Raw genomic sequence first — 26,544 nt, 5'->3', positions numbered from 1 at the left:
CATCAGGTCGGCGGGCACCACTCGATCAACAGGATCGTGGCGTCGTCCTTGAGGGTGTCGTCCTGGTGCTCCAGAATCGAGTGCATCAGTTGTCGCAGTGCCTCGGCGGCCAGTTCACCGGCGGCGGTGGCCCGGATGATGGAGTCGGTGAAGCCCTCCAGCCCGAACTGCGCCCCGCCCGCCGTGCGCGCCTCGGTCACACCGTCGGTGTAGAGCAGGACCCGGTCCCCGGGCTCCAGCGCCGACCGGTGCACCTCGCGCCCGGTGCCGGCGAACTTCGCCGGCGTGCCCATGGGCGGTTCGCCCGGCCGGTCCAGGGCGTTCTCCAGAACCTTGTGATCGCGGATGAGCAGCGGTGGCGGGTGGCCGCAGTTGCACCAGCTCAGCACGCCGCTGGCCAGGTCAAGCTGGGTGGCGATGCCGGTGCAGAACTGGTCGGGGAGCCATTCGGCGAGGACGTCGTCCACGGTCTTGACGAGTTCGGGCAGTCCTGCGCCCATGCGACGGGCGCTGCGGCAGCCCGCCATGGCGATGGCCGTGGTCATGCCCGACGCGAGGTTGTGCCCCATCGCGTCGAGGATCACGGCGTGCAGGGTCGACTCCGTCAGCGAGTGGTCGAACGCGTCGCCCCCCAGCCGGTAGGCCGGTTCCAGCACTGCGGTGGAGACGACCCGGTCGCTTCCGATGGTGCGTGGCGGCAGGAGCGCGCGCACCATCTCGGCGGGGAGCGTCATCGTCTCGGTGCGGGCCTGCTGGACGAAGCGGTCGCTGAAGGCCCGTTTGGACGTGATCGCCATCGCGAGGACCGAGGCGAGCGTCCGGCAGCGGCGAAGCCGCGCACTGTCCAGGGACTCCATGTGCATCCCGACGACGCCCAGTCGTTCCACGCCGTCGACCAGCGGCAGCCAGACGATCAACGCGCCGGAGCGGGTCTCCTCCACGCGCAGCGCGAGGGTGCGATACGCCCAGCCGGCCAGCGAGGCGTCCACCGCGAGCTGGTCCCCGCCCAGGAGGGGCGTCAGCCGTCGCTGCTGGAGGTCGACCAGGTAGATCACCACCCGTCGCAGGCCGAGCTTCGCCGCGTACCGGTCGACGAGGGCGGGCAGGTTCATCGGCGCGGTGGTGTGCACGTCCGTCAGAAACTCCTGGAGCAGACTCTCGCCGCTGTCCACCGCGAGCCTCCCGTCCACGCGCACTCACCTCCTGCTGTGTCGAATCGGGCTCCGGCCGGAGGCATGCTGGCTAAATCCAAGTCCCGGTTCGCCCGTGGGCGCCATCCGAAACGACCATCCGGCGGAAGCGCGCACCCTGCCGCCGCTGGGCGGGCGCGGGAGCACGGCCGGCGTCACGCGCCGGCCGCCGGACGGGACGGCCGGCCCCTAGCCGCCCCACACCGCCTCCGCCAGCGCCACGCCCGCGAAGACCGCGCCGAGACCAGCCACCACACTGACCACCACATTCGCCACGGCGAAGAAGCGCGCGCCGTCCTCGGCCAGGCGGAGCGTCTCGTACGAGAAGGTCGAATAGGTCGTCAGGGCGCCGCACAGGCCGGTGCCCAGCAGCAGTTGCAGCGAGGAGGAGGCTGCGCCGCCGGCCACGGCGCCGGTCAGCAGACCGAGCACGAGACTCCCGGCGACGTTGACCGCGCAGGTGCCCCACGGGAAGACCGTGTCGTGCCGGGACTGCACGAGCCGGTCGGTGAAGTAGCGCAACGGGGCACCGAGCGCGGCCCCGACGATGACCAGCAGCCAGCTCACCGCTTCTCCTCCCCGCTCAGCACCGGCCCGGTTGTCCTCATCGCTGCCTCCACTTCACCGCGCGACGGGTCAGCGTCGCGGCGATCCACACCGAGAGCAGGGCCGCGGTCAGAGTGAGGGCCAGGTAGGCCAGACCGGTGCGGGCCCGGCCCGCCGCCACCAGATGCCGGATGTCCGCCGCGTAGGTGGAGAAGGTGGTGAAACCACCGAGGACTCCGGTGCCGAAGAAGGGGCGGACGAGGCGGTGCGCCTCCCACAGGTCGCTGATCACGACCATGAACACACCGATCACCGCGCAGCCGACGACGTTGACGCCCAGCGTGGTCCAGGGAAAGGCGTCGCGGGCCGTGGGCCAGCAGAGCGAGGCGCCGTAGCGGGCGGCAGCCCCTGCCGCGCCGCCCAACGCGATGACGGCCGGTACCGACCAATGGTCCCGCAGCAGCTCCCGGCGCTGAGCGGGCACGTGCAGGTCGACATCGGGGTCGACGGGTTCGTTCCTCATGCGCTGCGGGCCTTCACCGTGTGCCTCCTACTCGCCGTGCGCCGCATGCGGGCGCGTTTCCTTGCAAGTAGGGACCGTTGGCAGCTTCTTCGCTGCGGTTCGTCAACGGCGGGCCCCACCGCCGCGCGGTGGCCGACCGGCCCCGCAGAGATCCAGATTACCCGGTTGCCTCCCGCGGCCGCGTACGACCTCCCACGCGCCTCGCCCTCCGGGAGGCCGGGGCGCATGGGTGGGAACCGGCCACCCGGCGGCGTGCGCGCCCAGGACGCGGCACCTTACGCCTTCTCCTCGGGCGGCCCCTCCATCAGCCGTCCGAGCGCGCCCTCGACCAGCCCGCACACGGTGTCGGGATCCGCGCTCGCCAGCGGCTCCTTCCCCACCACCACCCGCATCAGGCCGATGCCCAGCAGCCAGGACAGCGCCAGGTCTCCGCGCAGACCGCGGTCATCGCTCTCGGCCAGCGTCGACAGGACCTCGGCGTACTCCTCCCCCAGCCCCCGCAGCGCCTCCGCGATCTCGTCGCTGCCGCCGATGGAGCGCAGGCACACCTCCAGGGCCCGGTCCGCCGATCCCCCGCCGCCGTCCAGCATGCCGCGCAGCGCGACCTCGAACAGCCGCTCCGCGGGCGTGGTACGCAGCTGCTCGTGGCCGCCGCGTGCCATCACCTCACCGAAGAGGGCCTTCTTCGAACCGAAGTAGCGGAAGAGCAGGGCCTGGTTGACGCCGGCCCGCGCCGCGATGTCGCGGACCGTCGCCCGTTCGTAGCCGCGTTCGGCGAACAGTGCCGAGGCGGCGTCGAGCAACAGCAGGCGGGTGCCTTGGGCGTCCCGGCGGGGTGCGTCCGCCGAGCCGTGGTGCGGGGACTGCCCCATTCGCCGAGCTCCTTTCCGACGGGCCGTCACACAGACGGCCACTATGCGTCGTTGACCGCTCCGAGGGAGCGTCCTACCTTGTGTAAGCAGGTGCTTACACAAGGGAGGTCGCCATGACCACAGCCGACGCAGCACCCGTCTCCTACCCGTTCAACGTCGCCGAGAGCCTTGAGCTGTCCGAGGAGTACGAGCAGGCCCGCAGCCGCCCCGGCCTGCTGAAGGTACGGATGGCCTACGGCGAGCCCGCCTGGCTCGTCACCCGCTACGACGAGGCGCGGCTCGTCCTGGGCGATCAGCGCTTCAGCCGGGCCGACAGCGCCCTGCACGACGAGCCGCGGCAGTCCGAAGGCCGCCGCACCAGCGGCATCCTGGGCATGGACCCGCCGGACCACACCCGCCTGCGCTCCCTGGTGGCCAAGGCGTTCACCGTCCGTCAGGTCGAGCGTCTCAGGCCGCAGGTCAGGGAGCTGACCCACGAACTCCTCGATGAGCTGGCGGCCGCCGGCCCGCCGGCCGATCTGGTGGACCGCTACGCCCTGCCCATCCCGGTCGCCGTGATCTGCCGGCTGCTCGGCGTGCCGGCCGAGGACCGGCCGCGGTTCCGGGTGTGGAGCGACGCGGCACTGTCGACCAGCTCGCTGACCGCCGAGGAGTTCGACGCCAATCTCGAAGAACTCCGCGCGTACATGGGCCAGTTGATCACCGAGCACCGCAAGCACCCGCAGGACGATCTGATGACGGCGCTCATCGACGCCCGGGACGTCGGCGACCGGCTCTCGGAACTCGAACTCGTCGATCTGTGCGTCGGGATCCTGGTCGCGGGCCATGAGACCACCGCCACCCAGATCCCCAACTTCGTGCTCGCCCTCCTGGACCACCCGGACGAACTCGCCCGCTTGCGCGCCGAACCGGAGCTGATCGGCAGCGCCGTGGAGGAGTTACTGCGGTTCGTCCCACTGGGCAGCGGGGCGAGCCAGCCGCGCTACGCCAAGGAGGACATCGATGTCGGCGGCACACTCGTCCGCGCCGGCACGCCCGTCCTCGTCGCGGTGGGAGCCGCCAACCGCGACGCGCTGCGCTTCGGCGCCCCGGGGACGCTGGACATCTCCCGCGCCGCGAACCAGCACCTCGGTTTCGGCCACGGAGTGCACCACTGCCTGGGGGCGCCGCTGGCGCGCCTGGAGCTCCAGGAGGCGCTCGGGGCGCTGCTCACCCGCTTCCCCGGCCTGCACCTCGCCGGGGACGTGGCGTGGAAGAGCCAGATGCTGGTGCGCGGGCCGCGCGTCATGCCGGTGGGGTGGTGAGCACATGACGTGGAAGGTGGAGGTGGACGCGCACCAGTGCATGGCGTCCGGGGCGTGCGCAGGGATCGCGCCCGACCTGTTCACGCTGGACGGTCCGCACTCACGTCCGCTGCATCCCGAGATCGCGGACGACGACAGGGCGCTGGACGCCGCCGACGTCTGCCCGGCCATGGCCATCACCGTCCGGGAGGGGGACGCGATCATCGGGCCCCGCCCATAGAACACCCGCGGCGATATCCCGTCCCGGAGCTGCACCTTACGGGCCCGAACGGTCTCGGGCCCGAACCGCCTCGGCCCGGGGTCGTGTTCGGCGACGGCGGCCGGCCCGCGCAGCCACACGACGGAAGGATCGGGGCATACGCGACCCGGCCCGCGACTCCACACGTCGGCGAGCCGCTCGGCCCGCGTACCCGGAAAGGGGCCCGGGCCTGAGGTGTTACCTGCTGCGCTCCGCGCTGGTCAGCTCGGCGATGCGGGCGCGGTAGGCGGCGATCTCCCGGTCGGTGAGCGCCAGGCGGCCGGGGCCGGGCTCGTCGGCGGGGAGCTCGGTCGCCTGGCGCATGGCGCGGTAGAGGGGGCCGGGAAGGTTCAGCAGCAGCTGACCCTCCTCAGCCGTCTCGATCACCATCCACGAGTCCGAGGCGTCGTCGTCCTGGAGATCGGTGGCCCCGATGGTGCTGACAGCTGTCACGGTCAAAACCGGAGGTATTTCGCTCATACCCCCTCCCTATCAACCAGAGGCCCCACATGCCCACCCGAACGCCGGACCGCGACGGGCGGGAACCGCCGATCCGCACGTGAACGGGCCGCTCGCGACGTCACCCTGATGGCGGTCGCGCGGGAGCGATGGCGTCCTCAGGCCCCTCCGGGAGCGAACAGGGGGCACGTGGCCCGGCCCCGGCCCACGGCAGCGACGCGCGGTGCGTCGCTGCCCGGTGCCACGTCAGGGAGTGCCGGACGGTGACGGTGCGGCGGCCCGGCGCCAGGCGGCGTCCCGCAGCAGGCGCAGACCGTTGAGGCCGACGATGACGGTGGAGCCCTCGTGGCCGAGGACACCCAGCGGCAGGGGCAGCGTGCCGGCCAGATCCCAGATGACCAGGCCGGAGATGAAGACCCCGGCGATGACCAGGTTCTGCACCACCAGGCGGCGGGCGGCGCGGGAGAGGGCCACCACGGCGGGGACCGTGGCCAGTTCGTCGCGGACGATGACGGCGTCGGCGGTTTCCAGGGCCAGGTCCGAGCCGGCCTGCCCCATGGCGATGCCGGTGTGCGCGGCTGCCAGCGCCGGGGCGTCGTTGACGCCGTCGCCGACGACCAGCACCTTGTGCCCGGTGGCCGCCATTTCCCGGACGGCCGCCACCTTGTCCTGGGGCAGCAGCCCGGCCCGTACGTCGGCGATGCCGACCTCGGCCGCCAGGCGTACGGCGGCACGCGGGTTGTCCCCGGTCAGGAGGGCGGGGGCGGCGCCGGTCAGCGTACGCAGCGCGGTGACGGTGGCAGCCGCGTCGGGGCGCAGCCGGTCGGCGATCCCCAGGACCCCGGCCGGGACGGCGTCGCGCAGGACGAGGACGGCGGTGCGGCCATCCTCCTCCAAGTCGCGTACGAGGGAGGACACTTGGTGCGGCCAGGGACCGTCTGCCGTACGCCGTAGCCGGGCCGGCGCGCCGACGGCGACCGCATGGCCCTGGACGGTGGCGGTCACTCCGGTCCCGGGTGTGGAACCGAAGCCCTCCGCGACGGGCAGCTGAAGACCGCGCTCGCGGGCCGCCCGCACCATGGCGCGCGCCAGGGGGTGTTCGCTGGAGTGCTCCGCCGCGGCCGCCGCCGTCAGCAGGGCGTCCTCGGTCAGAGCGCCGCCCTCCAGGGATCGGATCGCGGTGACGCGCGGAGTCCCTTCGGTGAGCGTGCCGGTCTTGTCGAGCGCGACGGCGTCGATCTGGCCGAGGCGCTCCATGACGACGGCGGACTTGACCAGGACGCCGTGGCGTCCGGCGTTGGCGATGGCGGACAGCAGTGGCGGCATGGTGGCCAGCACCACCGCGCACGGTGAGGCGACGATCATGAAGGTCATGGCCCGCAGCAGGCTCCCCGTCAGGTCGTCGCCGAAGCCGAGCGGGACGGCGAAGACGGCCAGGGTCGCCAGCACGATGCCGACGGAGTAGCGCTGTTCGACCTTCTCGATGAAGAGCTGGGTGGGGGCCTTGGTCTCGGAAGCCTCCTCGACCATCGCCACGATGCGGGCGATCACCGAATCGGCGGCGTCCCGTTCGACCTTCACGCGCAGCGCGCCCGTGCCGTTCAGGGTGCCGGCGAAGACCTCGTCGCCCGCTTCCTTCGCCACCGGCAGGGGTTCGCCGGTGATGGTGGCCTGGTCGACCTCCCCGGCGCCGTCCAGCACCCGGCCGTCGGCGCCGACGCGTTCACCGGGGCGTACGAGGATGACATCGCCGACCGCGAGGCCGTCGGTCGGCACGGTCTCCTCGCCGCCGTCGTCCAAGAGGCGGGTGGCAGTGGCCGGGGCGAGGTCGAGGAGGCCGCGTACCGAGTCCGCGGTCCGCGCGGTGGCCAGGGCTTCGAGGGCGCCGGAGGTGGCGAAGATGACGATGAGCAGCGCACCGTCCATCACCTGCCCGATCGCGGCGGCGCCGATCGCCGCGACGATCATCAGCAGGTCCACGTCGAGCGTCCTGTCGCGCAGCGCCCGGAGCCCGGCCAAGGCCGGCTCCCAGCCGCCGGTGACATAGGCCGCCGCACAGAGCGGCCCGGACAGCCAGGCGGGAGCCCCGGCCAGTTGCAGGGGCAGGGCGATCAGGAACAGCACCAACGACGCGGCGGCCCAGCGCACTTCGGGCAGAGCGAAGAGACGAGTGCGCCGCCGGGGGGCCGAGGGCCCACGGCCGCCCGCCGCCGGTGCGGGGCGCTCGGTGACGGTGGAAGACATGACGAGAGAGCCCCATTCGCAGACGGCGGGCGCGACCTGGCCACCATACAGGAATGAATGAACAGCTCTTCATGTGTCTCTTGTAGGATGACGCCCATGGGCCATGGAGTCGACGACAAGAGCACCGCTGCCACGACGCGCGAACGTCTCGACGCCGTGGGCACCGCCGATGTCGCCGCGACCCTCCAGGCGCTGGCCACCCCGTCCCGGCTGCGGATCCTCGCCCGCCTCCAGGAGGGCCCCTGCCCGGCCGGAGATCTCGCCGAGGCCGTGGACATGGAGCAGTCCGCCTGCTCCCATCAGCTCCGGCTGCTGCGCAATCTCGGCCTCGTCACCGGCGAGCGCCGGGGCCGCTCGATCATCTACGCCCTGTACGACAACCACGTCGCCGAACTCCTCGACCAGGCGCTGTTCCACGTCGAGCATCTGCGGCTCGGCATGCGCGACCACCCCGTCGAAGCGGCGGAGGCGGCCCGGCGCCCCGGGCCCGTCGAGCCGTAACGGTCCGTCGCGCGAAGGCAGTTCACCGGCAGCGCCGGATCACCTGTGAGCGCACGTGGTACCGGCCGGACAACCGGGGTGCGGCGGAAGCTGCCGCTGGGCCCGCTGATCGGTGTACTTGAACTCGTCGTCCTCGGTGCGGGACGCGAAGGAGGACGACGAGCCGCAGGCGACGCCGGCCACCAGGAACAGCACCAGCAGCGCCTTGCCGGGATCGCTGACGAGCAGGGGCCTGGTGGCGGACCTGGCCGGTTCCCCGGTGGCGGTCGCCTGGTCGCCGAAGAGCCTCTTGGGATACGCCGACGTCAGCATCATCACGTAGGCGTAGTAGCGCATTTGGTAGCGCAGGGTGGCGGCCGACGCCTCGAACAGCGGACGCGGCATGCGCCCGAGGATCAGGGTGATCAGCCACCAGATCAGACACAGGGCCCACCAGCCCCACGTGACCAGACTCTCCACGATGGCGGCCGGGATCAGCAGGATGATGCGGAAGAACACGGCGAGGCGGTTGAGGGGCTCGGGGCGCAGCGCGATCCGGACCGGGTAATCCGGGGGCGGCGTCAGCGCGAAGGGCGGGTAGCTGTCCACCAGCATCATCGCGCTCGCACCGATACGGGTGTGATAGCCGAGGTACCCGCCCAGGAACCGGAAGATCGGCTCCGGCAGACGTCCGAGCACCAGGGCGGCGAACCACCCGGCGATCACCGTGAAGAAGGCCGCGATGTAGAGGACGAACAGCACGACGAAGTGCGGGATCAGCAGGAGCAGCCGCAGCAGGACGGTCAGTCTGCGCTGCCGCCCCGGCTCGGGGACGTCCAGGACGGGCAGCCATTCGGGGCTGCTCTCCGCCGCGCGATCCGGGCCCCACGGGCGATCTGTCATCGCACGCTTCCTTCCGGTCGGGTTGCTGCGATGCTGCGCCATCACGGGCGGGCCCGCATGCGGCCGGGGCCAATGGGGTGGCGGGGCCGTCGAGAGGGCGGGCCCCTGGCAGGGCGCCCGCGGTGCGGTCGGTATGAACCCGCCCGGCAGTCGGCCTAGTGGCGATGGCGCGGCCCCACTGCCGGTGCTGGTGTGGGTTGCGGTCGTGCCACCCGCGGTGGCACGCGTCCGGACTCGGATGCCTGCGAAGAGGAGAGGTCACGATGGCCGCGAGCAAGACCCCTGCTTACACGGTCCCCGGTATGACGGAGTCGGAGGGCGGCCAGGTCATCGAGCGGCTGCGGCTGCGGCTGCACGCGCTCAACGACTTGGCGCTCACGCTCAAGCACGTCCACTGGAACGTTGTGGGGCCCCATTTCATCGCGGTCCACGAGATGCTCGACCCGCAGGTCGAAGCGGTGCGCGGCATGATCGACGACACTGCGGAGCGCATCTCGACGCTGGGCGGCTCACCGGCCGGCACTCCCGGCGCGCTGGTCGCGGAGCGCACCTGGGAGGACTACGCCATCGGCCGGGCCCAGGCCATCGAGCATCTGGGCGCACTGGACATCGTCTACACCGGCGTCATCCGGGACCACCGTGCGGCGGTGGCCGCGACCGACGAGACCGATCTCGTCACCCAGGACCTGCTGATCGAGCACTTGAGGTCGCTGGAGCTGTTCCAGTGGTTCGTGCGGGCCCACTTGGAGAGTGCCGGGGGAAAGCTCAGCACGGCGGACGCCACCGGCGAGAAGAGCGCGGCCCGCGCAGCCGCCGCGAAGGCACGCAAGGAGCCCTGAGCCCGCGGGCGCATGCCCGGGCCGACGGGCCGGTGGGCATGGCGCCGTGTCACCTCGTGCGGACCGTTCACCTGTTGCCGGTGGCCGGGCCGCCCCGCTGATTGAATCGGTCGGCTGCGCGCTCGTTGAGGGCGCCGACCACCGCGCGGAGCCGCGGGGCCGGCGGCCGGTCGAGGGCTTCCACCGTGGCGCCCTCGTCCGTTCCCCGGCCGTCACCGCCGGGCAGCGCGCGGACCACCACCGACATCAGGCGCGTCGTCGTCACGGGCGCCACCCCGTGCATCACCGCACCGAGGCGCGCGGCCGGGGTCAGAACGATGCGGGTGCGCCGCCGCTGGAGTCCGGAGACGATGCGTTCCGCTGCGCGTTCGGCGTCCATGGAGAGCACGGGGGCGCCGGCCAGCGCCGAGAACCAGGCGTACTCGCGGCGCTTGTCGCCCCCGAAGTGCGCGTGCAGATGGGAGCCCGTGCGCATCAGCCCCGGATGCACGCCGGTCACGGTCACACCGTGCGGGGACTCCTCCGCATGCAGTCCTTCGGCCAGCGCGGCGACCGCCGCCTTCGCGCAGGAGTACGGCAGAAGGTGGGGCACCGCGATCAGGCCGCCGATGGAGCCGATCAGCCCCAGCCTGCCGCCGGCCTCGCTGCGGCGGAGGTAGGGCAGGGCTTCGAGCGCGGTGTTGAGGGCACCGCGGAAGATGGAGTCGACCGCGTCCTCGAATCCTTCGCGGCCCAACGCGTCGGCGGGCCCGACCTGGATGATGCCGGCGTTGGCGATGACGATGTCGATCCCGCCGTGGCGGCCGGCGATGCTCTCGAACTGCTCCTGCACCGCCGCCCTGTCCCGTACGTCGCAGACCGCGCCGCGCACCGACCCGCCGACGGTGTTCGCCAACTGGCCGACGGCTCTGGCGAGCTCCGGCTCGTCCCGGGCGAGGAGCACGACATCGCAACCCCGCCGGGCCAGTTGGCGGCCCATGAGCAGCCCGAGCCCACGGGAGCCACCGGTGACGACGGCGGTGAGCCCTTCGATACTCGGAGCGCTGGAAGACATGCGCATGACGAACCCTCCCTCTGTGCCGGCGTGGGCGGTCAGGCCGGGGTCGTGCCGTGGCGTCTCTCCCCCACGGCCCGGAGTGTGCGCGGAGGTTGTGGATCGGGTGGCGGCCCCGGGGTCGGGCCCTGGCCGGGGGCAGGCGGCCCCGGGGGCTGCGGCACGGTCATGACGTGCTCCCCTCGTCCTTCGGGTACGGCCAGGGTGCAGGCTTCGCTTCCTGCGCCCGCCGGCGGACACGTTCCTCCGCCCGGAGGGCCCGTGGCCATGCAACGGGCCCTCCGGGTACCCGTCGCGCGCCGAACACGATCTCGCGTCCGCCGCTTCCGCGGGGAGGGCCGCTCCGCCTTCGTGCTCAGGCGTTCCGGGGCTCCGACCACCGCAGGATGGCCCCGAGCCCGCCGGCCGGCACCTCCTCGGGGTCGCGCACCACAACGGCCTCCGCGCCGTTCGCCACGGCCGAGCGCACCAAGGCGTCGTCCGCGCGGGCAGCGGCCGGGTGCACCTCACCCAGGTACTGCAACTCCGAGCCGCGTACGGCGATCTGGTCGGCGCCCGGCCCGACCCAGATCTCCTGGCCGGCGTCCGCGCTCTCCGGGCTGACCAGCAGGGTGTCGATGCGGTGTTCGCGCGCCGCCTCGACCAGGGCGGGCACCCCGGCCGCGGCATAGGGCGCGCCGCTGCCGCCGGGCCCGGAGCCGGTACGGAAGCGGCCCGCCACCTCGTGGACGTGCTCCTGCTCGTGCGCCGCGCGGACGTGGGCGATGTCCCGCTCCAGACGCTCGCTCTCCGCGCCGGGGGCCCGGCCGCCGTGATCGCTCTCGTAGGTCACGGCGCGCAGCGGTTCCGGCATCTTGTCGTGCACGGCTCGGCGTTCGCGCGGATCGCCCGCCAGCAGCATGACCTCTGCCCCGCAGCTCTCGAACGCCTCCCTTGCCGCGTCCGCGATCTCCCCGGCGTTGTGCTCCCAGGTGTTCTCCACCTTGGTCTGGAAGTGGCGCTCGGACCAGTCCGCCGACGCGGTGCGGTGGATCGGCCAGTCGGCGCCCTCGATGCGTCCCGCGTCGTCGCTGCCCCGGTCGCTGCGCACCACGAAGTCGGCTCCGGTGCGGTCGACGTAGGCGACCAGGCAGACCGGGTCGTCGCCGAACGCCTCCAGCAGCGGAGTGATCCGGGGCAGCGGGCCCCAGGTCGCGAACGGCGCGGAGGGCCGCCCGGGCAGCGCGGTGTCCACGACGACCTCGCCATGGGTGGCGAACAGCGCACGTCCGACCGCTGCCCCGGGCTCTCCGGTGCGCAGCGTGGCCAGCGTCTCGTGGACGGCTCCGACCGTGGCCTCGTCCGCGCCGAGCCCGAACAGCTTGTCGGCGATCGCGGTCGCCGTCAGCTCCTGCTGTTTCGCCGCGTCCGCGGTGCTGTGGGACATGTCGGCGTAGACGGACGCCCAGGGGCCCGGCCGATCGATGACCGGTTGAAGGAGCGAGAGTCGCATGGCGCTGCCTCCTCGGTTTTCGGGGGGTTCTCGGGATTCGGGGGTTCTCGGAGTGGCCCGGGGTTGTTCGGGGTCTCTCGGTTTCGTCGGACAGCCCCCAGGTGCCCGTTATCGAAACCCGTATGCGCTCTCGCCGAAACCGATGTGCGGTCACCCACGGTGTACGCCCGTACGGCCTCTGTGCCCGGCGTTGAATCTGCTCCGTACGGCTGTTATTGCGGGGGGATAGGGGGAACTCGGTACGCAGACACCGGCCTGCACGGCGGGAGGCGTGCCGGGTGATGTCGGCACGACCCTGGAGGGCAGAGAATTGGCCATGGAACACGGCGCGGACAAGATCGGCCCCGCCCGGGACGAAATGATGAAGAAGCAACTGCGGGGCGAATTGACCGCAGGCCGGTCCCTGCGGGCCGAGGAGCAGCAGGAGCTGCAGCCGGCGGGCGAGGACCAGCCCATGGCGACGCGGGCCCCCGACACCGTCCTCACCGGCGGCACACCGCACGGTATGACCGCCACCGACGTGGGCGTGCGCTCCGAACTCGCCCAGTATCTCGGCCGGAGCGTGTACCCGGCCGAACGCAGCGCCCTCCTCCGGACCCTGCGGACCAACCACGCGCCGGACCGGCTGATCGAACTGGCCGAGAGCCTTCCGGCACACGAACGCTTCGGCAACGTCCAGAACATCGTCGAGTCTCTCGGGCTCGGCACCGAGGACCGCCGCAACTGACGCGTCCGTTTCCGGCGGCGTCGCCCCCGAACTCGCCGCGCGGCCGGAGCGGACCGAGGGCGAAGGGAGCGAGCGAATGAAGTTCGCCGACCGGTGGGAGGCCGGGAGAGCCCTGGCCGACCGGCTGCGCGCCCGGCAAGTCGACGGAGGGCTCGTCGATCCCCTCGTCCTGGCGCTGCCGCGCGGCGGTGTTCCGGTGGCGGCCGAGGTGGCACGAGCCCTGCACGCGCCGCTGGATGTGCTCGTCGCCCGCAAGATCGGCCTGCCGGGTCGCCCGGAGGTCGGCATCGGCGCGGTGGTCGGCGCGGACCCGCCGCTCTTCGCCCCACGTGCACTGGAGGCGATCGGGCTCACCGAGGCACAGCTCGCGCCCGACGTGGCCCGTGAACGGGCCGAGCTGCGGCGGCGCGAGGACCTCTACCGCCCGGGCATGCCCCCGATCGCCGTGCACGGCAGAACCGTCCTGCTCATCGACGACGGGCTCGCCACCGGGGTGACCGCGCGCGCCGCCCTGCGGCACCTGCGGGGCCGGCAGCCCGCCCGGCTGATCCTGGCGGTCCCCGTATGCGGTACCGCGTCCGCCGCCGATCCGCGTCAGGAGGCGGACGAATTCCTCGCCGTGCACCAGCCGCCCGACTTTCGCGGGGTGGGCGAGTGGTACGAGAATTTCGATCAGGTGCAGGACAGTGAAGTCATCGACATCCTGCACAGACTCGGCAGCGCGGTCTGAGCCTGTTATCGCCTACGGGAATCACCGCCTACGGGAGAAGGAGGGCAGCCATGTCAGACGCAGCGATGGGCGACGAGGTCTATCAACCTTCCGCGTCCGATCCACAGGACAACCCCGACGACCTCGATATGGAAGACGCCCTCGACGAGCCGGGGCTCGACGAAATCCTGGACGAGGGTTATTCGCCGCCCGAACGCCCCTACGCGGTGAACGGCGTGGGAACCACGGCCCGCGAACAGCACGACCGGGAGTCCCTCGACCAGCGGCTGAGCGAGGAGGTGCCGGACATCACGGCACCGGACGGGGACGGGATCGGCGACCAGCCGGGCGGCGACGGGGAGCCGATCGACGGCGAGGCCGCCTCCCAGCGCGCCGGGCGGATCGTCGGCGCGGACGAGGGAGTCCCGCGCATGTCGAGCAACGACATCGTCGCGCGGGACGTGGGCATCGACGGCGGGGCCGCCTCGGCGGAGGAAGCCGCCGTGCACCTCACGCCGTTCAGCGGCGAGGAGACGACGGTCGAGGACATTTGAGCACGGTGCACGGGCCGTCCCCCGCGGATCGTCCGGCGGCGTGCATGCCTTGACTTCCCTGACTGCCGTGCGCGGATCCCGGCCCGCCTGGCGCGGCATCGCCGGTGTGCCCGGGGTTGGGGGCCGGTGCCGCGCCGGGCCGGCCGGGAGCCCCGACGCACCGGCGATTGCCGCCCCACGAGTCCACCCCAAGACGGCCGGGACGCCAAACTTCGTGACGGCGTCGGCGCGGCGTACGGGTCAGGCGCGGGCGCCCCGGCGCCGCACGGGGACCACTCGCCGACCGGCCCACGAACCGCCGTCCGCGGGCCGGCAGCCATCGACGAGCACCCGGGCCCGGACCCTGGCGCAGGAGCGCTCCAGCAGCCGCGAGACATGCATTTGCGAGATTCCCAATTCGGCGGCGATCTCGCGCTGGGACAGGTCCCGGAAGTAGCGCAGGTACAGGATCGTCCGCTCGCGGCGCGGCAGGCGGTGCAGGGCGGGCGTCGCGGTGATGCGTTCCTCGATGAGGCCGAACGCCGGATCGTCGGCGCCGAGGGTGTCGGCGAGCGTGCGCGGACGGCCCGCCTCGGTGGACAAGGGCCGCTCCAGCGACAGTGTGCTGAGGGACTCCTGCGCCTGCATTCCCTGGAGGACTTCGTTCTCTGTGAGTCCGGTGTGCTCGGCCAGGTCGCGCACGCTCGGTGCCGTCACTCCCGGGCGGATCTCCACTTCCTTGCGGGCCCGGTGTACCTGCGCGCGCAGTTCGTGGGTGCGCCGGGGGACGTGCAGGGCCCACAGGTCGTTGCGGAAATAGCGCTTGATCTCCCCGCGGATGGTGGGGATCGCGTAGCCGGGAAAGGGACAGCCGGTGCGCGGGTCGTAGCGGTCGACGGCCTTCAGGAGACCGAGGGCGGCGACCTGCCGCAGGTCGTCGTCCCCCTCCTCCCGCCCCCCGTAGCGCCCGGCCAGCCGGTGGGCCAGCGGCAGCCACGCGCACACGATGCCCTCACGGACCTCTCGCCGCCGTGGCGCTTCCTGCGGCAGGTCGGCGAGTTCCGCGAACGCGGCCGCGGTGTCGGGGATGTTCTCTCGTCCCGTGCCGCGGGCCGTGGACGACGAGGACATGTGCCATCACTCCTTGCGGTCGGTGCGTGCGGTCAGTTGCGCTGCGACAGCGTCGACTGTCTGGCGCCTTCCCTCCCCCGGCCGCCCAAACTCCTTGCGTACACGGCAAGTTGTCAGCCACGGACCATCGGAGGATTCCCGTCCCCGCTGCGCCGTGCCTCCGGCGGGCCTCGCGCTCAGTGACCGTGCGGCGCCCGGGAAGTCGAAACGGTGAAGAGTCCGCCGTCCGGGTCGCGGATCACGGCCTGACTGCCGCGGCTGTCAGGCGTGGGAGTGACCGGCGTGACGACGCCGCCCGCCGCCACCGCGGAAGCGGTGACCTTCTCGATGTCGTCGACCGGGAAGTGGACGTGCCAGCGCGGCCGGACGCGCGGGTCGGGCGCCGCTTCGACGCCCCCGCCGCGCAGCGCCGCCAGGACCTGGGTGCCGTCGCGCACGATCACCTCCTCGTGCTCATAGGTGACGTCGCAGCTGCCGGGCTTCCCGGACGCCCATCCCAAGACCTCGGCGTAGAAGATGGCCGCGTCGAAGGCGTCCCGGGTGCGCAGCTCCAGGAAGGCGGGCGCGCCGCCGTGTCCGATGGTCCACGCCAGGATCTGTCCCGCCCACAGGCCGAAGACCGCGCCGTCGCGGTCGGCGGCGAGAGCCATCCGGCCATCGCCCAGTTCCATGGGGCCCACGGCGACGGTGGCGCCGCGCTCGCGGACCCGCGCAGCGGTCTCGTCCGCGCTCTCGACGGCGAAGTACGGCATCCAGGCGACGGCGACCTGCCAGCGCGGCGCCAGCGCGCCGATGCCGGCGACCGGCTCGCCGTCGGCCAGCGCGACGGAGAAGTCCTCGCCCATGTCGCCCGGCCGGAAGCTCCAGCCCAGGACGTCCGCGTAGAAGGTCTGGGCGCCTTCGAGATCGTGCGTCATCAAGCTCACCCAGCACGGCGCGCCCGGGACGGCACCGGCGGCGGCGGGACCTGTGACGGGGACCGTGGCCGACATGGGGATCCGCCTCCTGGTTCGAGTACCCCTCTTCACTCTGCCAGCCACGCCGGGGCCGCGCATGAGCCGGACGCCGGACGGGTCGCCCGGCAGGCCGGGAGCTCCCGGCTCCGCCACGCCGAGGCCCGCCGAAGCTTGGCATCGGTGGGTCCATGAGGTGGACTCGCGGAGCAACCATCACCGGTGCGTCTGAGTTCCCGGGCTGCCCCCGGCGCAGCACCGGATCCCCTCCCCAGGCGCACCGGTGATGTTGCTCCCGATAAGGGCCGCACGGCATTCCCAGGACCTGTGACGACGGTATCCGCGGCGCCCTCCGTCCACATTTCCCGCCGCCTCAGTACCTTTTCCCGCTCCGTTTCCGCTGGGCCCGAGAGCGCGGGCGCGGACTTACCGGTCGCCCCGAATCCGCAGTCGAATGCGCGAGGTGAATCTCCACGCAGGGCACGCCCCGCCATGGTTTCCGCACCGGCCCTCTGGATATCGGCCGAGGAATGACCCCTGCTTCGCCGGGTACGCCCGTTCCATGGACACATCGAAATGGGAGCTGGCAGAGACGCAGAACACGGCGGCCATGAGCTTCGCCGTCGTCGGCCTGGTCATTGTGGGTGTGCTCATCGCCGCCTTCATCTGGGGGCGCCGCAGGAAGGCGCGCGAACCCGGCCCGCCGCTGCCGCAGGAGCAGCCGAGGCTGCCCGCGGACGGACCGGTCCGCCAGGTGATGGAGGAGCGCGAGCCGGACCCCGTGCCCCAGCGGGAGAACCGGCTCACCCCGCATGAACTCAAGGGCAGCGGAACGGTCGGGTCCCGGCCGAGCCCGTCGCCGGAGCGGCAGCAGCGGGACGAGAACTCGGGCGGTTCCTTCGGCAGCGGGGACGCCGGCCCCTGACGCGGCGAATCGATCGGCAGGGCAGGCCGGTGTGCGGAGTGTGGGCATGCGCCCCACGCACCGCACACCGGCCTTCCGTCCACCCGGATGCGGGGCCGTGTCCGTCGTCCGGGGCGGTTGGCCCAAGGCACGGGCCGGGCGCATGATGGTGACACGAAGGGCGCAGCCCGTTCGGAGGTGGATACCGATGGTCCCTCTGCTTCTCGTGTTGATCCTCTTCGGCGTGGGCTTCGTGGTGAAGGCGCTGTGGATCGTGGCGATGGTCCTGCTGGCGGTCTGGCTGATCGGCTTTGTCGCGAGGTCGTCCGGCAGCGGTAGCAGGGGCGGACGGTGGTATCGCTGGTAGCCGGACCTCTGCACATCACCGACCGGCCCCGGCGGGCGCGTGTGCCGGGCTGAACAGGTGCCGGCCGCCGCGTGCGGGACCGTCAGAAGATCTCCTCGGCACTGTCCGCGAGGCGGGCCCGCATATTGCGTTCCATCATCTGCAGCGCCGCCGTGGCGAGATCGCCATGGATATGCGCGCAGGCGTCCTCGGCGACAATGACGTTGAGGTGCCTGATGTGGGCGTCGAGCGCCGAATAGAGCACGCATTGTTCGGTGACCTGGCCGCACAGGACGATCGTGTCGATGCCGTGCTGACGCAGCAGGTATTCCAACGGCGTCTCGAAAAAGATCGAATGCCGGGCTTTCACGACGAACAGTGATTCCTCGTCCGGGCGGATCGGCTCGACGAGATCCGCGTGCGGCCCGCGCAGGACGACGTCCAGGAGTTCGTCGTGGTGCGAGCGCCAGAGCCCGAAGTTGTCGTTGACGTAAATGACCTCGGCATCGTGTTCCCTCGCCTGCTCGATCAAGCGGGTGATGTTCGGCAGCGCCTCTCGCACCGATGGCAGCAGCCTTTCGGCGTCCTGATGCTCATACGAGTTGAGCATGTCGATCACGATGAGGGCTTTTGCGGACATGCTGCGAGTTCACCACACGGGGTGCCCGACGGCGCGGGCGTACGGGGGCCTGGCCCGACCGGGACGTCCTCGACCGCGCCGAAGCGGCCGTTCCGCGAGATGGCTGTCCGCGTCGGTCAGCGGTTTGCGCTGCTCCGGAGGCAGCGCGTCCAGGAGCCCCGTCATCCTTTCGCGCCCCGCGCCTCTTCCTCGGCGGCCACCTGCTTCAGGGTCCGGCCGCTGAGCGCGGAGCGTGCGCGCCGGGGGTCGGGGGCGGCGTGCCGCCCCGCCTGGTCGTCCGTCTCCTTCACCAGCAGCCAGTACTCGCGCCCTCCGCCGTCTCCCCCGCCACGGAACCGGGTGAGCGCATAGCCACCGCGGAGCTTCCGCCCGTCGAGCCGGAAGGAGACATGACCGTCCGCCAGTGACTGGCCGAAGGAGACGGTCCTGCCCTTCTTCTTCCGGGTGTGCGGGCGGTAGGTGCCCTGGTCCCAGACGATGACGGTGCCGCCCCCGTACTCCCCCGCCGGGATCACTCCCTCGAACTCCCGGTAGTCCAGCGGGTGGTCCTCGGTGGGCACGGCGAGCCGCTTGTCGCGCGGGTCGGCGGGCGGGCCCTTCGGTACCGACCACGACTTCAGGACGCCGTCCACCTCCAGGCGGAAGTCGAAGTGCATGGTGCTCGCGTCGTGGATCTGCACGACGAAGCTCGGGGTGTCGCCCGGCTGCGCGGGGCTGCCCTGCGGCTCCTCGGTCCGGTCGAAGTGCCGTTTGCCGCGGTACGTCGTCAGCTCGTCCTTGCCCTGCACGAGACCTTCCCTTCCGTCGGGGCGCTCCTGCTGTTCGGACGCCTGCCCGTCCCGCCGTCCTTTCACTGTGGCGTGCCTGCGAGGGCGGCGCACGCCCATTCCTTTCGTTGCGCTTTCGACCACCCGCGCGGCGAAAAATCACCCGGAAATCCATGTGTACGCGGTTGTCCCGCCGGTAACCCGCACCGGACACAGGATCTGTGTGGAGGAGGGAACACCATGGCCGTGTGCGAAGTCTGCGGAAACGACTACGAGCTGGCCTTCGAGGTCAAGGCTGCCGGTGAGGTCCACATCTTCGACAGCTTCGAATGTGCCGCACAAAAGATGGCGCCGGTGTGCGACAACTGCGAGTGCCGCATTCTGGGGCACGGCCTTCAGGCAGAGGGCCAGTTCTTCTGCTGTGCGCACTGCGCACGTATGCGAGGTGTCAGAGAACTGGCCGACAGTTCCTGAGTTCGCCGCCGCGGCCGCGTACGCCCCCGGAGCCGAAGCCCCGAGGGTGCCGCGCCACGCGCTTCGGCCGTAGCGGCCGAAGCCGGCACCACCGCCGCCCGGGGAGGCCGGACGATCGGCCCCGGTGCGGTACCGGAGATCACTGCCCTTTCCGTATCCGATGCAGTTCGGGCGGCCATACCGCTCCGAGGGTGCATCGCCTCGACCGCAGGAGCCCCTGTGACCCGACGTCGTCCCCGCATCGTCATCGTCGGAGCCGGATTCGCCGGTTACGAATGCGCGCGCACCCTGATGAAGCAGGCCAAGGGCGCGGCCGAAATTATCCTCGTCAATCCGCACGACTATTTTCTGTATGTGCCGCTGCTGCCCGAGGTGGCGGCCGGAATTCTGGAGCCCCGCCGCATCTCGGTATCGATCACCGGGACGATCCCGGGCGTCCGTCTGGTCCTGGGACAGGCGGACGAGGTGGATTTCGACGGCCGCCGGGTCCTTTTCACCGACCCCGAGGGCCGGGAGGGCTCGCTGGAGTACGACCGGCTCGTGCTGACCGTCGGCAGCGTCAACAAGCTGCTGCCCATCCCCGGCGTGTCCGAACACGCCCACGGCTTCCGCGGTATGCCGGAGGCGCTCTATCTCCGGGACCACATCACCCGCCAGATCGAGCTGGCCGGTGCGACGGACGACCGGGACGAGCGGGCCGCACGGACCACGTTCGTGGTCGTCGGCGCAGGCTACACCGGCACCGAAGTCACCGCGCACGGCACGCTGTTCACCGAAGAGCTGGCCCGGCAGAACGCCGGGTTGATCGACGGCCCCAGGCCCCGCTGGCTGCTGCTGGACATCGCCGACCGGGTCCTGCCCGAACTCGACGAGCGGCTCTCGCGCACCGCCGACAAGGTCCTGCGCGGCCGGGGCGTGGAGGTGCGTACCGGCACGTCGGTCAAGGAGGCCACGTCGAAGGGGGTGCTGCTCGACGACGGTGAGTTCGTGGACAGCCGGTCACTGATCTGGTGCGTGGGGGTGCGCCCGGACCCGCTCGTCGAATCGATGGGACTGCCCACGGACAAGGGGCGCCTGTGCGTGGACGCGTATCTGCAGGTGCCCGGCAAGCCCGGCGTCTTCGCCTGCGGGGACGCCGCCGCCGTACCGGACCTGACCCGGCCGGGCCAGGTGACCCCGATGACCGCTCAGCACGCCCAGCGGCAGGGCAAGGTCGCGGCCCGCAACATCGCGGCGTCCTGCGGGCAGGGCGAGCTGCGCCGGTACGAGCACCACGACCTGGGGTTCATGGTCGACCTGGGGGGCGTCCAGGCCGCGGCGAACCCGCTGCACGTGCCGCTCTCCGGCCCGGTGGCCAATGCCGTCACCCGCGCCTACCACCTGATGGCGATGCCCGGGAACCGCGTCCGTGTCGCCGCGGACTGGCTGCTGGACGCCGCGCTGCCCCGTCAGGGCGTGCAGCTGGGGCTGGTCCGCTCCGGGTCGGTGCCGATCGACACCGCCACACCGGAGCTGGCCCAGGTGCCCAGGGGGCGGAAGAAGACCTCGTGACGGCGGACGCGATCGCGGCGGGCCGGGCGTGCGCGTGGAAACGCGGCCCGCCCGCCTGACGCTCGTGCCCGGCTCCCACGCCGCACCACCGCCCTGTCGGGCCCGCCGTCCACGGTAGGGGCCAAATGGCTCATGCCGGGGACCCTGCGTACTCCGCCACCCTTGAGACAGCGGCGATGCGCCGACGGCGGTGGAGGGAACCCGCGCACGGCCGGTCGGCAGAAAGGGAGCGCGCCATGAAGGACGTCATCACCGTCGGTCTGGACGGTACGCCCGAGTCTCTGGCCGCCGCCGTGTGGGCGGCGCAGGAGGCCGCGCTGCGGAAGGTTCGGCTGCGCCTGCTGCACGCGTGGGTCATGCTCGCGCAGGAACCGGCACCGCACGCCGCCGACGAGCCGCCGCCCACCGACGCGGAGGACCGCAACTACTGGCCGCACCGGATCGTCGAAGACGCCCGTGCGGCCATCCTGGAGCGCCACCCCGGCCTGCCGGTGGACCACGAACTGGTCGCCGAGGACGCATTCAAGGCGCTTCAGGACGCCGCCGCGCAGTCGGACCTGCTGGTGCTCGGCTCACGCGACCTCGGGCCGATGTCGCGCTACACCCTCGGCGAGATCGGCCTGAAGGTGGTGGCGCACGTCGTCACTCCCACGGTGCTGGTCCGGGCCCGGCAGAACGCCGCGGCGACCGCCCCGGAGGGCGATGTGGTGGTCGGGGTGAGCCTGCACGAACCGTGCGAGGCGATGCTCGACTTCGCGTTCGCCGCTGCCGAGCGGCGCGGCGCGGTCCTGCGCGCGGTCCATGGCAGGCACCTCCCGGCGCACGCGTACAACCGCGGTGGCGGCGTGGAGCCGTACGTGGTGGAGGAAATGACAAAGGACGCGCAGCGGGAGCTGGGCGAGGCGCTGGCGCTGTGGCGGGAGAAGTACCCGGAGGTCCGGGTGGACGAGCGGGTGGAGCTGGTGAGCCCCGCGCAGGCGCTCCTGCGGGACGCCGAGGGCGCCGGCCTGCTCGTCGTCGGCCGCCGGCACAAGCGGCATCTGCTGGCTCCCCGCATCGGCCACATGGTGCAGGCGGCCGTGCACCACGCCCCGTGCCCGGTCGCGGTGATCCCCCACGAGTGAGCGGCGCCCTGGGTGGGGCCGACGGCCGCCCCCAGGTGTGGGCCGACCGGCCCTGTGCCGGGCTGCTTCGCCCGCCACAGTCTGGTGCAAAGGCCGCTGTCCCCCGCACTCATGAAGGGATGTGCCCACGATGATCAACCACGAGACCGGCTCCCCTCCCGGTCCCGGCCCGGCTGCCGCGGGCCAGGCCGATCTGGGCCGCCGGGCGGCCTTCCGACGTGAGCAGCTGGGGCTGACCCGCGAGGAGGTGGCGGCCAGGGCCGCGGCGGCGCCCGGCTATCTCCAGTACGTGGAGGAGCGTGCGGCGGCACCCGGAATCGGCTTCATGCTGCGCCTCGCGCATGCGCTGCAGACCACCGTCGATGAGCTGACCGGCGGGACGGCGGAACTGCCGGAGGGCTTCGGCCGGGCCGGCAACCGCCCCCAGCTGCTGGAACTGGGCATCGACGAGTGCCGGGAGCGGCTGTCCACCCACGGGGTGGGCAGAGTGGCACTGACCGTCGACGGCGAACCCGCCGTGTTCCCGGTCAGCTACACGGTCGCCGGTGAACGGATCGCCTACCGCACCGCCCCGGGGAGCGGCCCCTCCGAGGCGGCGGGCAGGGAGGTCGCTCTGGAAGTCGATCACTTCGACGACGCCTTCAGCCAGGGCTGGAGCGTGCTGGCCGTGGGCCCGGCCCATGTGGTCACCGATCTCGACGACGTCCTCGCGCTGGAGGAGTACGCGTTCACGGGTCCCTGGATGGGCGGCGGGCGCCAGCAGTGGATCGCCATGAGGCCCGCCCGGATCACCGGCCGCCGGATCCGTGTCCAGGGCATGGCCACCCCGTCCGGCGGCCCCACGGCGGCAGGTCACCACGTATCGGCGGTGTGAGGGGCGCGGAGGGCCGCGCCGACCGCTTCGGGGACCTTTGGCCCCTGCCCGTCGCCTCCGATAAGCGCACACAGTGGAAGGGACGGCCGGGACAGGGGAGGGTGCGGCCCGGCGCCCGACCGTGGACGGGAGCGCGCGGCCGGGAGGACCGATCAGGGGAACCGACCGGGGGGGAGGAGCGGAGAGGGATCATGAGAAGGACCGTGGAGTGGGACGTCCGCCTGCACCTCTACGAGGAGGACGGGACGACGCGGGCGCGGGCTGTGCTGGACGCCGGAACCCACACCCTCACCGGACACGGCACCGCACGCTGCAATCCCGAGGATGTCGATGTGCCCGAGATCGGCGACGAGTTGGCGGCAGGCCGGGCCATGGAGCATCTGGCCGGGCAGTTGATGCGGGTGGCCGACCGTGATCTGGAGAGCGTCGGAGCCGGAGCGCCCGCCGACCGGCGGACCGCTTACGGCTGGAGCGACGCGATGTCCTGAGCGGCCGGCGAACCGGTCGAGGGCCCGCATCGGACGGGTCCGGGAAGGAGCCGTCGATGTCGAAGGCGACCACCACCGACCTGTACGAAGTGACCATGGCCCTGTCCTATCTGCGTGAGGAGATGACACGGCCCGCCACCTTCAGCTGCTTCGTCCGCGAGCTGCCGCGGGAGCGGGGCTTCCTGGTTGCCGGCGGCATCGAGTCGGCACTGGACTACCTCGCCGGATTCCACATCGGCAACGAGGACATCGAAGCCTTCGCCGAGACGTTGCGGCGGCCCGTCGAGGACCTGGCACCACTCTTGGACATGCGCTTCACCGGCGAGGTGCGGGCCGTGCCCGAGGGCCGGGTGGTGCTGGCCGGGGAGCCTCTCCTGGAGGTCACCGCCCCGCTCCCCCAGGCGCAGCTCGTGGAGACCTATCTGCTCAACCAGATCAGCTATCAGACGGCCGTCGCCTCCAAGTGCGTCCGCTGTGTCATCGCCGCGGAGGGGCATCCCGTGGTGGATTTCTCGCTGCGGCGCACTCATGGGACCGAGGCAGGCTTCCAGGCGGCGCGGCTGAGCGCCGTGGCCGGTTTCGCGGGCACCAGCAACGTCGCTGCGGCCTACGCCGAACATCTCACGGCCGTCGGCACCATGGCCCACTCGTACATCGAGGCGTTCGAGAACGAGGAGCAGGCGTTCGCCGCCTTCGCGCGCGCCCACCCCGGCCCCCTGACGCTGCTGGTGGACACCTACGACACCGAGTCGGGGATCGCGGCGGCGGCCCGCGTACTGCAGGAGCTGGACCGTGCGGAGGGTTCCGCGATCCGGCTGGACAGCGGTGACCTCGGAGCGCTCGCGGCGCATGCGCGCGGCATGCTGGACAGCGCGAACCTGCCCCAGGTGCGCATCATCGCCAGCGGTGGGCTGGACGAGTACGCGGTGCACGATCTCGTGCGGGCGGGCGCCCCGATCGACGACTACGCCGTCGGCACGCGCGTCGGTGTCAGCGCCGACGCGCCGTACCTGGACACGGCCTACAAGCTCGTCGCGTACGACGGCCGGCCGGTGATGAAGCTGTCGGCGGCGAAGGTGACGGCCCCCGGGCGCAAGCAGGTCCACCGCGCCGCGGGGTGCGCCGATGTGATCGCGCTGGCCGAGGAGCCGCCCCTCCCGGGCAGCGTGCCGCTGCTGGTGACGCTGATGCGGGACGGGGAGCGCAGCACGCCCCCGGACCGGCTGGAGGACGCCAGGCGGCGTCTCGCGGCGGATGTCGCGGATCTGCCGGACAGCGCCAGGTCGGTGCGTTCGCCGACGCCGGTGCGGGCCGGCGTCTCGGAGCCGCTGACGACACTGACCGTGGACGTGCGGCGCCGGATCGAACGTGCCGTCCTGGCCCCGTTCGGCCCAGGCCCCCCTCCTCCCTCGCCGATTTCTCCGTAGTCTCGTCGCATGGCCGAAGAGCGGGGCACCAGCGGGACGGCGAAGCTGCCGCGGGCGCTGTACGAGCGGGAGCTGCTCCGGCTCCAGACGGAGCTGGTGAAGCTCCAGGAGTGGATCCGCGCCGAGGGAGCGCGGCTGGTGGTCGTCTTCGAGGGCCGCGACGCGGCGGGCAAAGGCGGCACGATCAAACGCGTCGCCGAGCATCTCAACCCCCGGATCGCACGGATCGCGGCCCTGCCGCGCCCCACCGAACGGGAGCGTACGCAGTGGTACTTCCAGCGCTACGCCGCGCATCTGCCGGCGGCCGGTGAGATCGTGCTGTTCGACCGGAGCTGGTACAACCGGGCCGGCGTCGAACGGGTCATGGGCTTTTGCACACGGGAGGAGCACCAGCGGTTCCTGCGCCAGTGCCCGGCGTTCGAGCGGATGCTGTTCGAGGACGGGATCCTTTTGCGCAAGTACTGGTTCTCGGTGAGCGACGCGGTGCAGGAGAAACGGTTCCGGCGCCGCCTCGACGACCCCACCCGGCGGTGGAAGCTCTCCGCCATGGACCTCGAATCGATCACGCGCTGGGAGGAGTACTCCCGGGCGAAGGACGAGATGTTCGTGCACACCGACGTCGCCGAGTCACCGTGGTACGTCGTCGAGAGCGACGACAAACGACGGGCCAGGATCAACATGATCGCCCACCTGCTGTCGACGGTCCCCTACCGTGAGCTGCCCGTGCCCCCGCTGGAACTGCCCGAGCGACCGCCGGCCACCGGCTACGAACGGCCGCCCAGGGATCTGCAGTCCTACGTTCCCGATCACGCGGCCGGGCTCAGCCGGTAGGGACCCCTCCGGTCACTCCTGCGCCTGCGGGACGACCGCGACGGGGCACTCCGCATGGTGCAGGACGGCGTGTCCGACCCGGCCGAGCTGGAGGCCGTGATGGCCGTGCCGCCGCCGCGCCCCGACGATCAGCAGGTCCGCCGCGGCGGAGCGCCGCACCAGCAGTTTGTGGGCCGCCCCCTCGGCGGTGACCCGGCGCAGATGCACCGTCGGGTGCATCTCGACGAACTCGTCCAGCGCCTGGTCGAGCAGGAGCGACGCCTGCTCGTCGTGGTAGCGCTCGGGGTAGTCGGCGGCCGTCGGGTGGTCGGTGTCCTCGTGGGCCGGGCAGCGCCAGAACCGTACGGCGTCCAGGGCGCAGCCGCGGGCCTCGGCCTCCCGGAAGGCGTAGTGGACCGCCTCCGCCGCCTTGGCCGGATCACCGACCCCGAGAAGGATCCGGCCGTGCGACCGGGCCAGCGCGGCCTTGTCGCCCCGCACGACGACAACCGGGCAGCGGGCGCGGGCCGACACGGCGAGACTGACCGATCCGAGCAGCAGGTCGGCGAACTCGCCCCGGCCCTTGGAACCCAGGATCAGGGCCGACGCGTAGCGGCCTTCCTGCAGCAGCGCGGTCACCGTGTCCTCGGCCAGGACCTGCACCGATACCGGTACGTCGGCGTTCCGCAGGTGCGCGTGCTCGGCGGCGGCCCCGACGACGTTGTCCGCGAAGATCTCCTCGGCGGGACGCTCCGCGCTGCCCGCCGGGGCCACCCCTTCGTAGCGTTCCCACTTGGACGCGAAGACCAGGCGCAGGGGCACCCCGTGGAGCGCTGCCTCGTCGACCGCCCAGTCGAGGGCGCGCAGCGCCGGGGCCGAGCCGTCCACTCCCACGACCAGGGGCAGTTGCATCGCCCTCACCGCCTTCCGACCACCAGCGTG

At 72.0% G+C, this 26,544-nt stretch carries 30 protein-coding genes; 16 read left to right on the top strand and 14 right to left on the bottom strand.

The window, feature by feature from the left end:
* Positions 1-2 precede the first annotated feature (2 nt).
* From QOM21_RS32620 to QOM21_RS32605, 4 genes are all read right to left on the bottom strand, one after another.
* A complete protein-coding gene (locus QOM21_RS32620) occupies positions 3-1,190 on the bottom strand; it encodes a PP2C family protein-serine/threonine phosphatase (protein ID WP_407554597.1) in 1,188 nt (395 codons plus the stop codon).
* Positions 1,191-1,379: 189 nt separating this feature from the next.
* A complete protein-coding gene (crcB, locus tag QOM21_RS32615) occupies positions 1,380-1,757 on the bottom strand; it encodes a fluoride efflux transporter CrcB (RefSeq protein WP_407554596.1) in 378 nt (125 codons plus the stop codon).
* A 37-nt stretch (positions 1,758-1,794) separates the two neighbouring features.
* A complete protein-coding gene (gene crcB, locus QOM21_RS32610) occupies positions 1,795-2,259 on the bottom strand; it encodes a fluoride efflux transporter CrcB (RefSeq protein ID WP_407554595.1) in 465 nt (154 codons plus the stop codon).
* A gap of 275 nt (positions 2,260-2,534) precedes the next feature.
* A complete protein-coding gene (locus tag QOM21_RS32605; RefSeq protein WP_407554594.1) occupies positions 2,535-3,131 on the bottom strand; it encodes a TetR family transcriptional regulator in 597 nt (198 codons plus the stop codon).
* 113 nt (positions 3,132-3,244) lie between these two features.
* Between QOM21_RS32605 and QOM21_RS32600 the strand changes: the two genes are divergently transcribed.
* Both QOM21_RS32600 and QOM21_RS32595 read left to right on the top strand, forming a co-directional pair.
* The gene (locus tag QOM21_RS32600; protein WP_407554593.1) at positions 3,245-4,435 is read left to right on the top strand and encodes a cytochrome P450; all 1,191 of its coding nucleotides are present in this window, start codon (positions 3,245-3,247) and stop codon (positions 4,433-4,435) included.
* Between the two features lie 4 nt (positions 4,436-4,439).
* Positions 4,440-4,655, top strand: coding sequence for a ferredoxin (locus QOM21_RS32595; RefSeq protein ID WP_407554592.1), 216 nt, complete (start codon positions 4,440-4,442; stop codon positions 4,653-4,655).
* 216 nt (positions 4,656-4,871) lie between these two features.
* On the opposite strand, the gene QOM21_RS32590 is transcribed toward QOM21_RS32595, so the two are convergent.
* Both QOM21_RS32590 and QOM21_RS32585 read right to left on the bottom strand, forming a co-directional pair.
* Entirely contained in the window at positions 4,872-5,153 is a 282-nt protein-coding gene (locus QOM21_RS32590) for a hypothetical protein (RefSeq protein ID WP_393895145.1), read from the bottom strand.
* A 225-nt stretch (positions 5,154-5,378) separates the two neighbouring features.
* Positions 5,379-7,376 carry a heavy metal translocating P-type ATPase gene (locus QOM21_RS32585; protein ID WP_407554591.1) on the bottom strand — a complete coding sequence of 666 codons (1,998 nt, stop codon included), beginning with the start codon at positions 7,374-7,376 and terminating at the stop codon, positions 5,379-5,381.
* A 96-nt stretch (positions 7,377-7,472) separates the two neighbouring features.
* On the opposite strand from QOM21_RS32585, the gene QOM21_RS32580 reads away from it, so the two are divergent.
* Positions 7,473-7,877, top strand: a complete 405-nt coding sequence (locus QOM21_RS32580) for an ArsR/SmtB family transcription factor (RefSeq protein ID WP_407554590.1) — start codon at positions 7,473-7,475, stop codon at positions 7,875-7,877.
* Between the two features lie 39 nt (positions 7,878-7,916).
* On the opposite strand, the gene QOM21_RS32575 is transcribed toward QOM21_RS32580, so the two are convergent.
* Positions 7,917-8,759 (bottom strand): DUF4389 domain-containing protein, encoded by an 843-nt coding sequence (locus QOM21_RS32575; protein ID WP_407554589.1) that lies wholly within the window; start codon positions 8,757-8,759, stop codon positions 7,917-7,919.
* Between the two features lie 263 nt (positions 8,760-9,022).
* Between QOM21_RS32575 and QOM21_RS32570 the strand changes: the two genes are divergently transcribed.
* Positions 9,023-9,598, top strand: coding sequence for a Dps family protein (locus QOM21_RS32570; RefSeq protein WP_407554588.1), 576 nt, complete (start codon positions 9,023-9,025; stop codon positions 9,596-9,598).
* Positions 9,599-9,665: 67 nt separating this feature from the next.
* On the opposite strand, the gene QOM21_RS32565 is transcribed toward QOM21_RS32570, so the two are convergent.
* Together QOM21_RS32565 and QOM21_RS32560 are read right to left on the bottom strand one after the other, a co-directional pair.
* Complete coding sequence (locus tag QOM21_RS32565; RefSeq protein WP_407554587.1) at positions 9,666-10,658, bottom strand: SDR family NAD(P)-dependent oxidoreductase; 993 nt, start codon at positions 10,656-10,658, stop codon at positions 9,666-9,668.
* A gap of 349 nt (positions 10,659-11,007) precedes the next feature.
* Positions 11,008-12,144, bottom strand: a complete 1,137-nt coding sequence (locus QOM21_RS32560) for a Vms1/Ankzf1 family peptidyl-tRNA hydrolase (RefSeq protein WP_407554586.1) — start codon at positions 12,142-12,144, stop codon at positions 11,008-11,010.
* 310 nt (positions 12,145-12,454) lie between these two features.
* Here QOM21_RS32560 and QOM21_RS32555 point away from each other — a divergent pair, with 310 nt between their 5' ends.
* The 3 genes from QOM21_RS32555 (at position 12,455) to QOM21_RS32545 (ending at position 14,134) form a co-directional block, all read left to right on the top strand.
* Positions 12,455-12,871 carry a DUF2795 domain-containing protein gene (locus QOM21_RS32555; protein WP_407555959.1) on the top strand — a complete coding sequence of 139 codons (417 nt, stop codon included), beginning with the start codon at positions 12,455-12,457 and terminating at the stop codon, positions 12,869-12,871.
* Positions 12,872-12,947: 76 nt separating this feature from the next.
* Positions 12,948-13,601: a phosphoribosyltransferase gene (locus QOM21_RS32550; RefSeq protein ID WP_407554585.1), complete on the top strand. Its 654-nt coding sequence runs from the start codon at positions 12,948-12,950 to the stop codon at positions 13,599-13,601.
* Positions 13,602-13,651: 50 nt separating this feature from the next.
* Positions 13,652-14,134: a DUF5709 domain-containing protein gene (locus tag QOM21_RS32545; RefSeq protein ID WP_407554584.1), complete on the top strand. Its 483-nt coding sequence runs from the start codon at positions 13,652-13,654 to the stop codon at positions 14,132-14,134.
* 240 nt (positions 14,135-14,374) lie between these two features.
* On the opposite strand, the gene QOM21_RS32540 is transcribed toward QOM21_RS32545, so the two are convergent.
* Positions 14,375-15,244 carry a SigB/SigF/SigG family RNA polymerase sigma factor gene (locus QOM21_RS32540; protein ID WP_407554583.1) on the bottom strand — a complete coding sequence of 290 codons (870 nt, stop codon included), beginning with the start codon at positions 15,242-15,244 and terminating at the stop codon, positions 14,375-14,377.
* A 176-nt stretch (positions 15,245-15,420) separates the two neighbouring features.
* Positions 15,421-16,236, bottom strand: a complete 816-nt coding sequence (locus QOM21_RS32535) for a VOC family protein (protein ID WP_407554582.1) — start codon at positions 16,234-16,236, stop codon at positions 15,421-15,423.
* Between the two features lie 523 nt (positions 16,237-16,759).
* Here QOM21_RS32535 and QOM21_RS32530 point away from each other — a divergent pair.
* The gene (locus QOM21_RS32530; protein WP_407554581.1) at positions 16,760-17,122 is read left to right on the top strand and encodes a DUF6479 family protein; all 363 of its coding nucleotides are present in this window, start codon (positions 16,760-16,762) and stop codon (positions 17,120-17,122) included.
* Between the two features lie 187 nt (positions 17,123-17,309).
* Positions 17,310-17,468 (top strand): hydrophobic protein, encoded by a 159-nt coding sequence (locus QOM21_RS32525; RefSeq protein ID WP_407554580.1) that lies wholly within the window; start codon positions 17,310-17,312, stop codon positions 17,466-17,468.
* A gap of 82 nt (positions 17,469-17,550) precedes the next feature.
* On the opposite strand, the gene QOM21_RS32520 is transcribed toward QOM21_RS32525, so the two are convergent.
* Together QOM21_RS32520 and QOM21_RS32515 are read right to left on the bottom strand one after the other, a co-directional pair.
* Positions 17,551-18,087, bottom strand: a complete 537-nt coding sequence (locus QOM21_RS32520) for an isochorismatase family cysteine hydrolase (RefSeq protein WP_407554579.1) — start codon at positions 18,085-18,087, stop codon at positions 17,551-17,553.
* A 161-nt stretch (positions 18,088-18,248) separates the two neighbouring features.
* Entirely contained in the window at positions 18,249-18,875 is a 627-nt protein-coding gene (locus QOM21_RS32515) for a DNA polymerase ligase N-terminal domain-containing protein (RefSeq protein ID WP_407555957.1), read from the bottom strand.
* Between the two features lie 219 nt (positions 18,876-19,094).
* Between QOM21_RS32515 and QOM21_RS32510 the strand changes: the two genes are divergently transcribed.
* From QOM21_RS32510 to ppk2, 7 genes are all read left to right on the top strand, one after another.
* On the top strand, positions 19,095-19,328 hold the full coding sequence (locus QOM21_RS32510) for a hypothetical protein (protein ID WP_393895126.1): 234 nt from the start codon (positions 19,095-19,097) through the stop codon (positions 19,326-19,328).
* Positions 19,329-19,619: 291 nt separating this feature from the next.
* Positions 19,620-20,879, top strand: a complete 1,260-nt coding sequence (locus QOM21_RS32505) for an NAD(P)/FAD-dependent oxidoreductase (RefSeq protein WP_407555956.1) — start codon at positions 19,620-19,622, stop codon at positions 20,877-20,879.
* Positions 20,880-21,115: 236 nt separating this feature from the next.
* Positions 21,116-22,003, top strand: a complete 888-nt coding sequence (locus tag QOM21_RS32500; RefSeq protein ID WP_407554578.1) for a universal stress protein — start codon at positions 21,116-21,118, stop codon at positions 22,001-22,003.
* A 130-nt stretch (positions 22,004-22,133) separates the two neighbouring features.
* Positions 22,134-22,877: a helix-turn-helix domain-containing protein gene (locus tag QOM21_RS32495; RefSeq protein ID WP_407554577.1), complete on the top strand. Its 744-nt coding sequence runs from the start codon at positions 22,134-22,136 to the stop codon at positions 22,875-22,877.
* Between the two features lie 191 nt (positions 22,878-23,068).
* Entirely contained in the window at positions 23,069-23,365 is a 297-nt protein-coding gene (locus QOM21_RS32490; RefSeq protein WP_407554576.1) for a DUF1876 domain-containing protein, read from the top strand.
* Positions 23,366-23,421: 56 nt separating this feature from the next.
* On the top strand, positions 23,422-24,792 hold the full coding sequence (locus QOM21_RS32485; protein WP_407554575.1) for a nicotinate phosphoribosyltransferase: 1,371 nt from the start codon (positions 23,422-23,424) through the stop codon (positions 24,790-24,792).
* Between the two features lie 9 nt (positions 24,793-24,801).
* Entirely contained in the window at positions 24,802-25,623 is an 822-nt protein-coding gene (gene ppk2 / locus QOM21_RS32480; RefSeq protein WP_407554574.1) for a polyphosphate kinase 2, read from the top strand.
* 12 nt (positions 25,624-25,635) lie between these two features.
* Here ppk2 and QOM21_RS32475 read toward each other — a convergent pair whose 3' ends face one another.
* Positions 25,636-26,514 (bottom strand): universal stress protein, encoded by an 879-nt coding sequence (locus tag QOM21_RS32475; RefSeq protein WP_407554573.1) that lies wholly within the window; start codon positions 26,512-26,514, stop codon positions 25,636-25,638.
* Positions 26,515-26,544 lie beyond the last annotated feature (30 nt).

Origin of the sequence: Streptomyces sp. Pv4-95 (genome assembly GCF_045782725.1) — a bacterium.
GTDB lineage: Bacteria > Actinomycetota > Actinomycetes > Streptomycetales > Streptomycetaceae > Streptomyces.
Note: the sequence above shows the minus strand (reverse complement) of the source record. Positions and strands in the feature narration are given on the sequence as shown.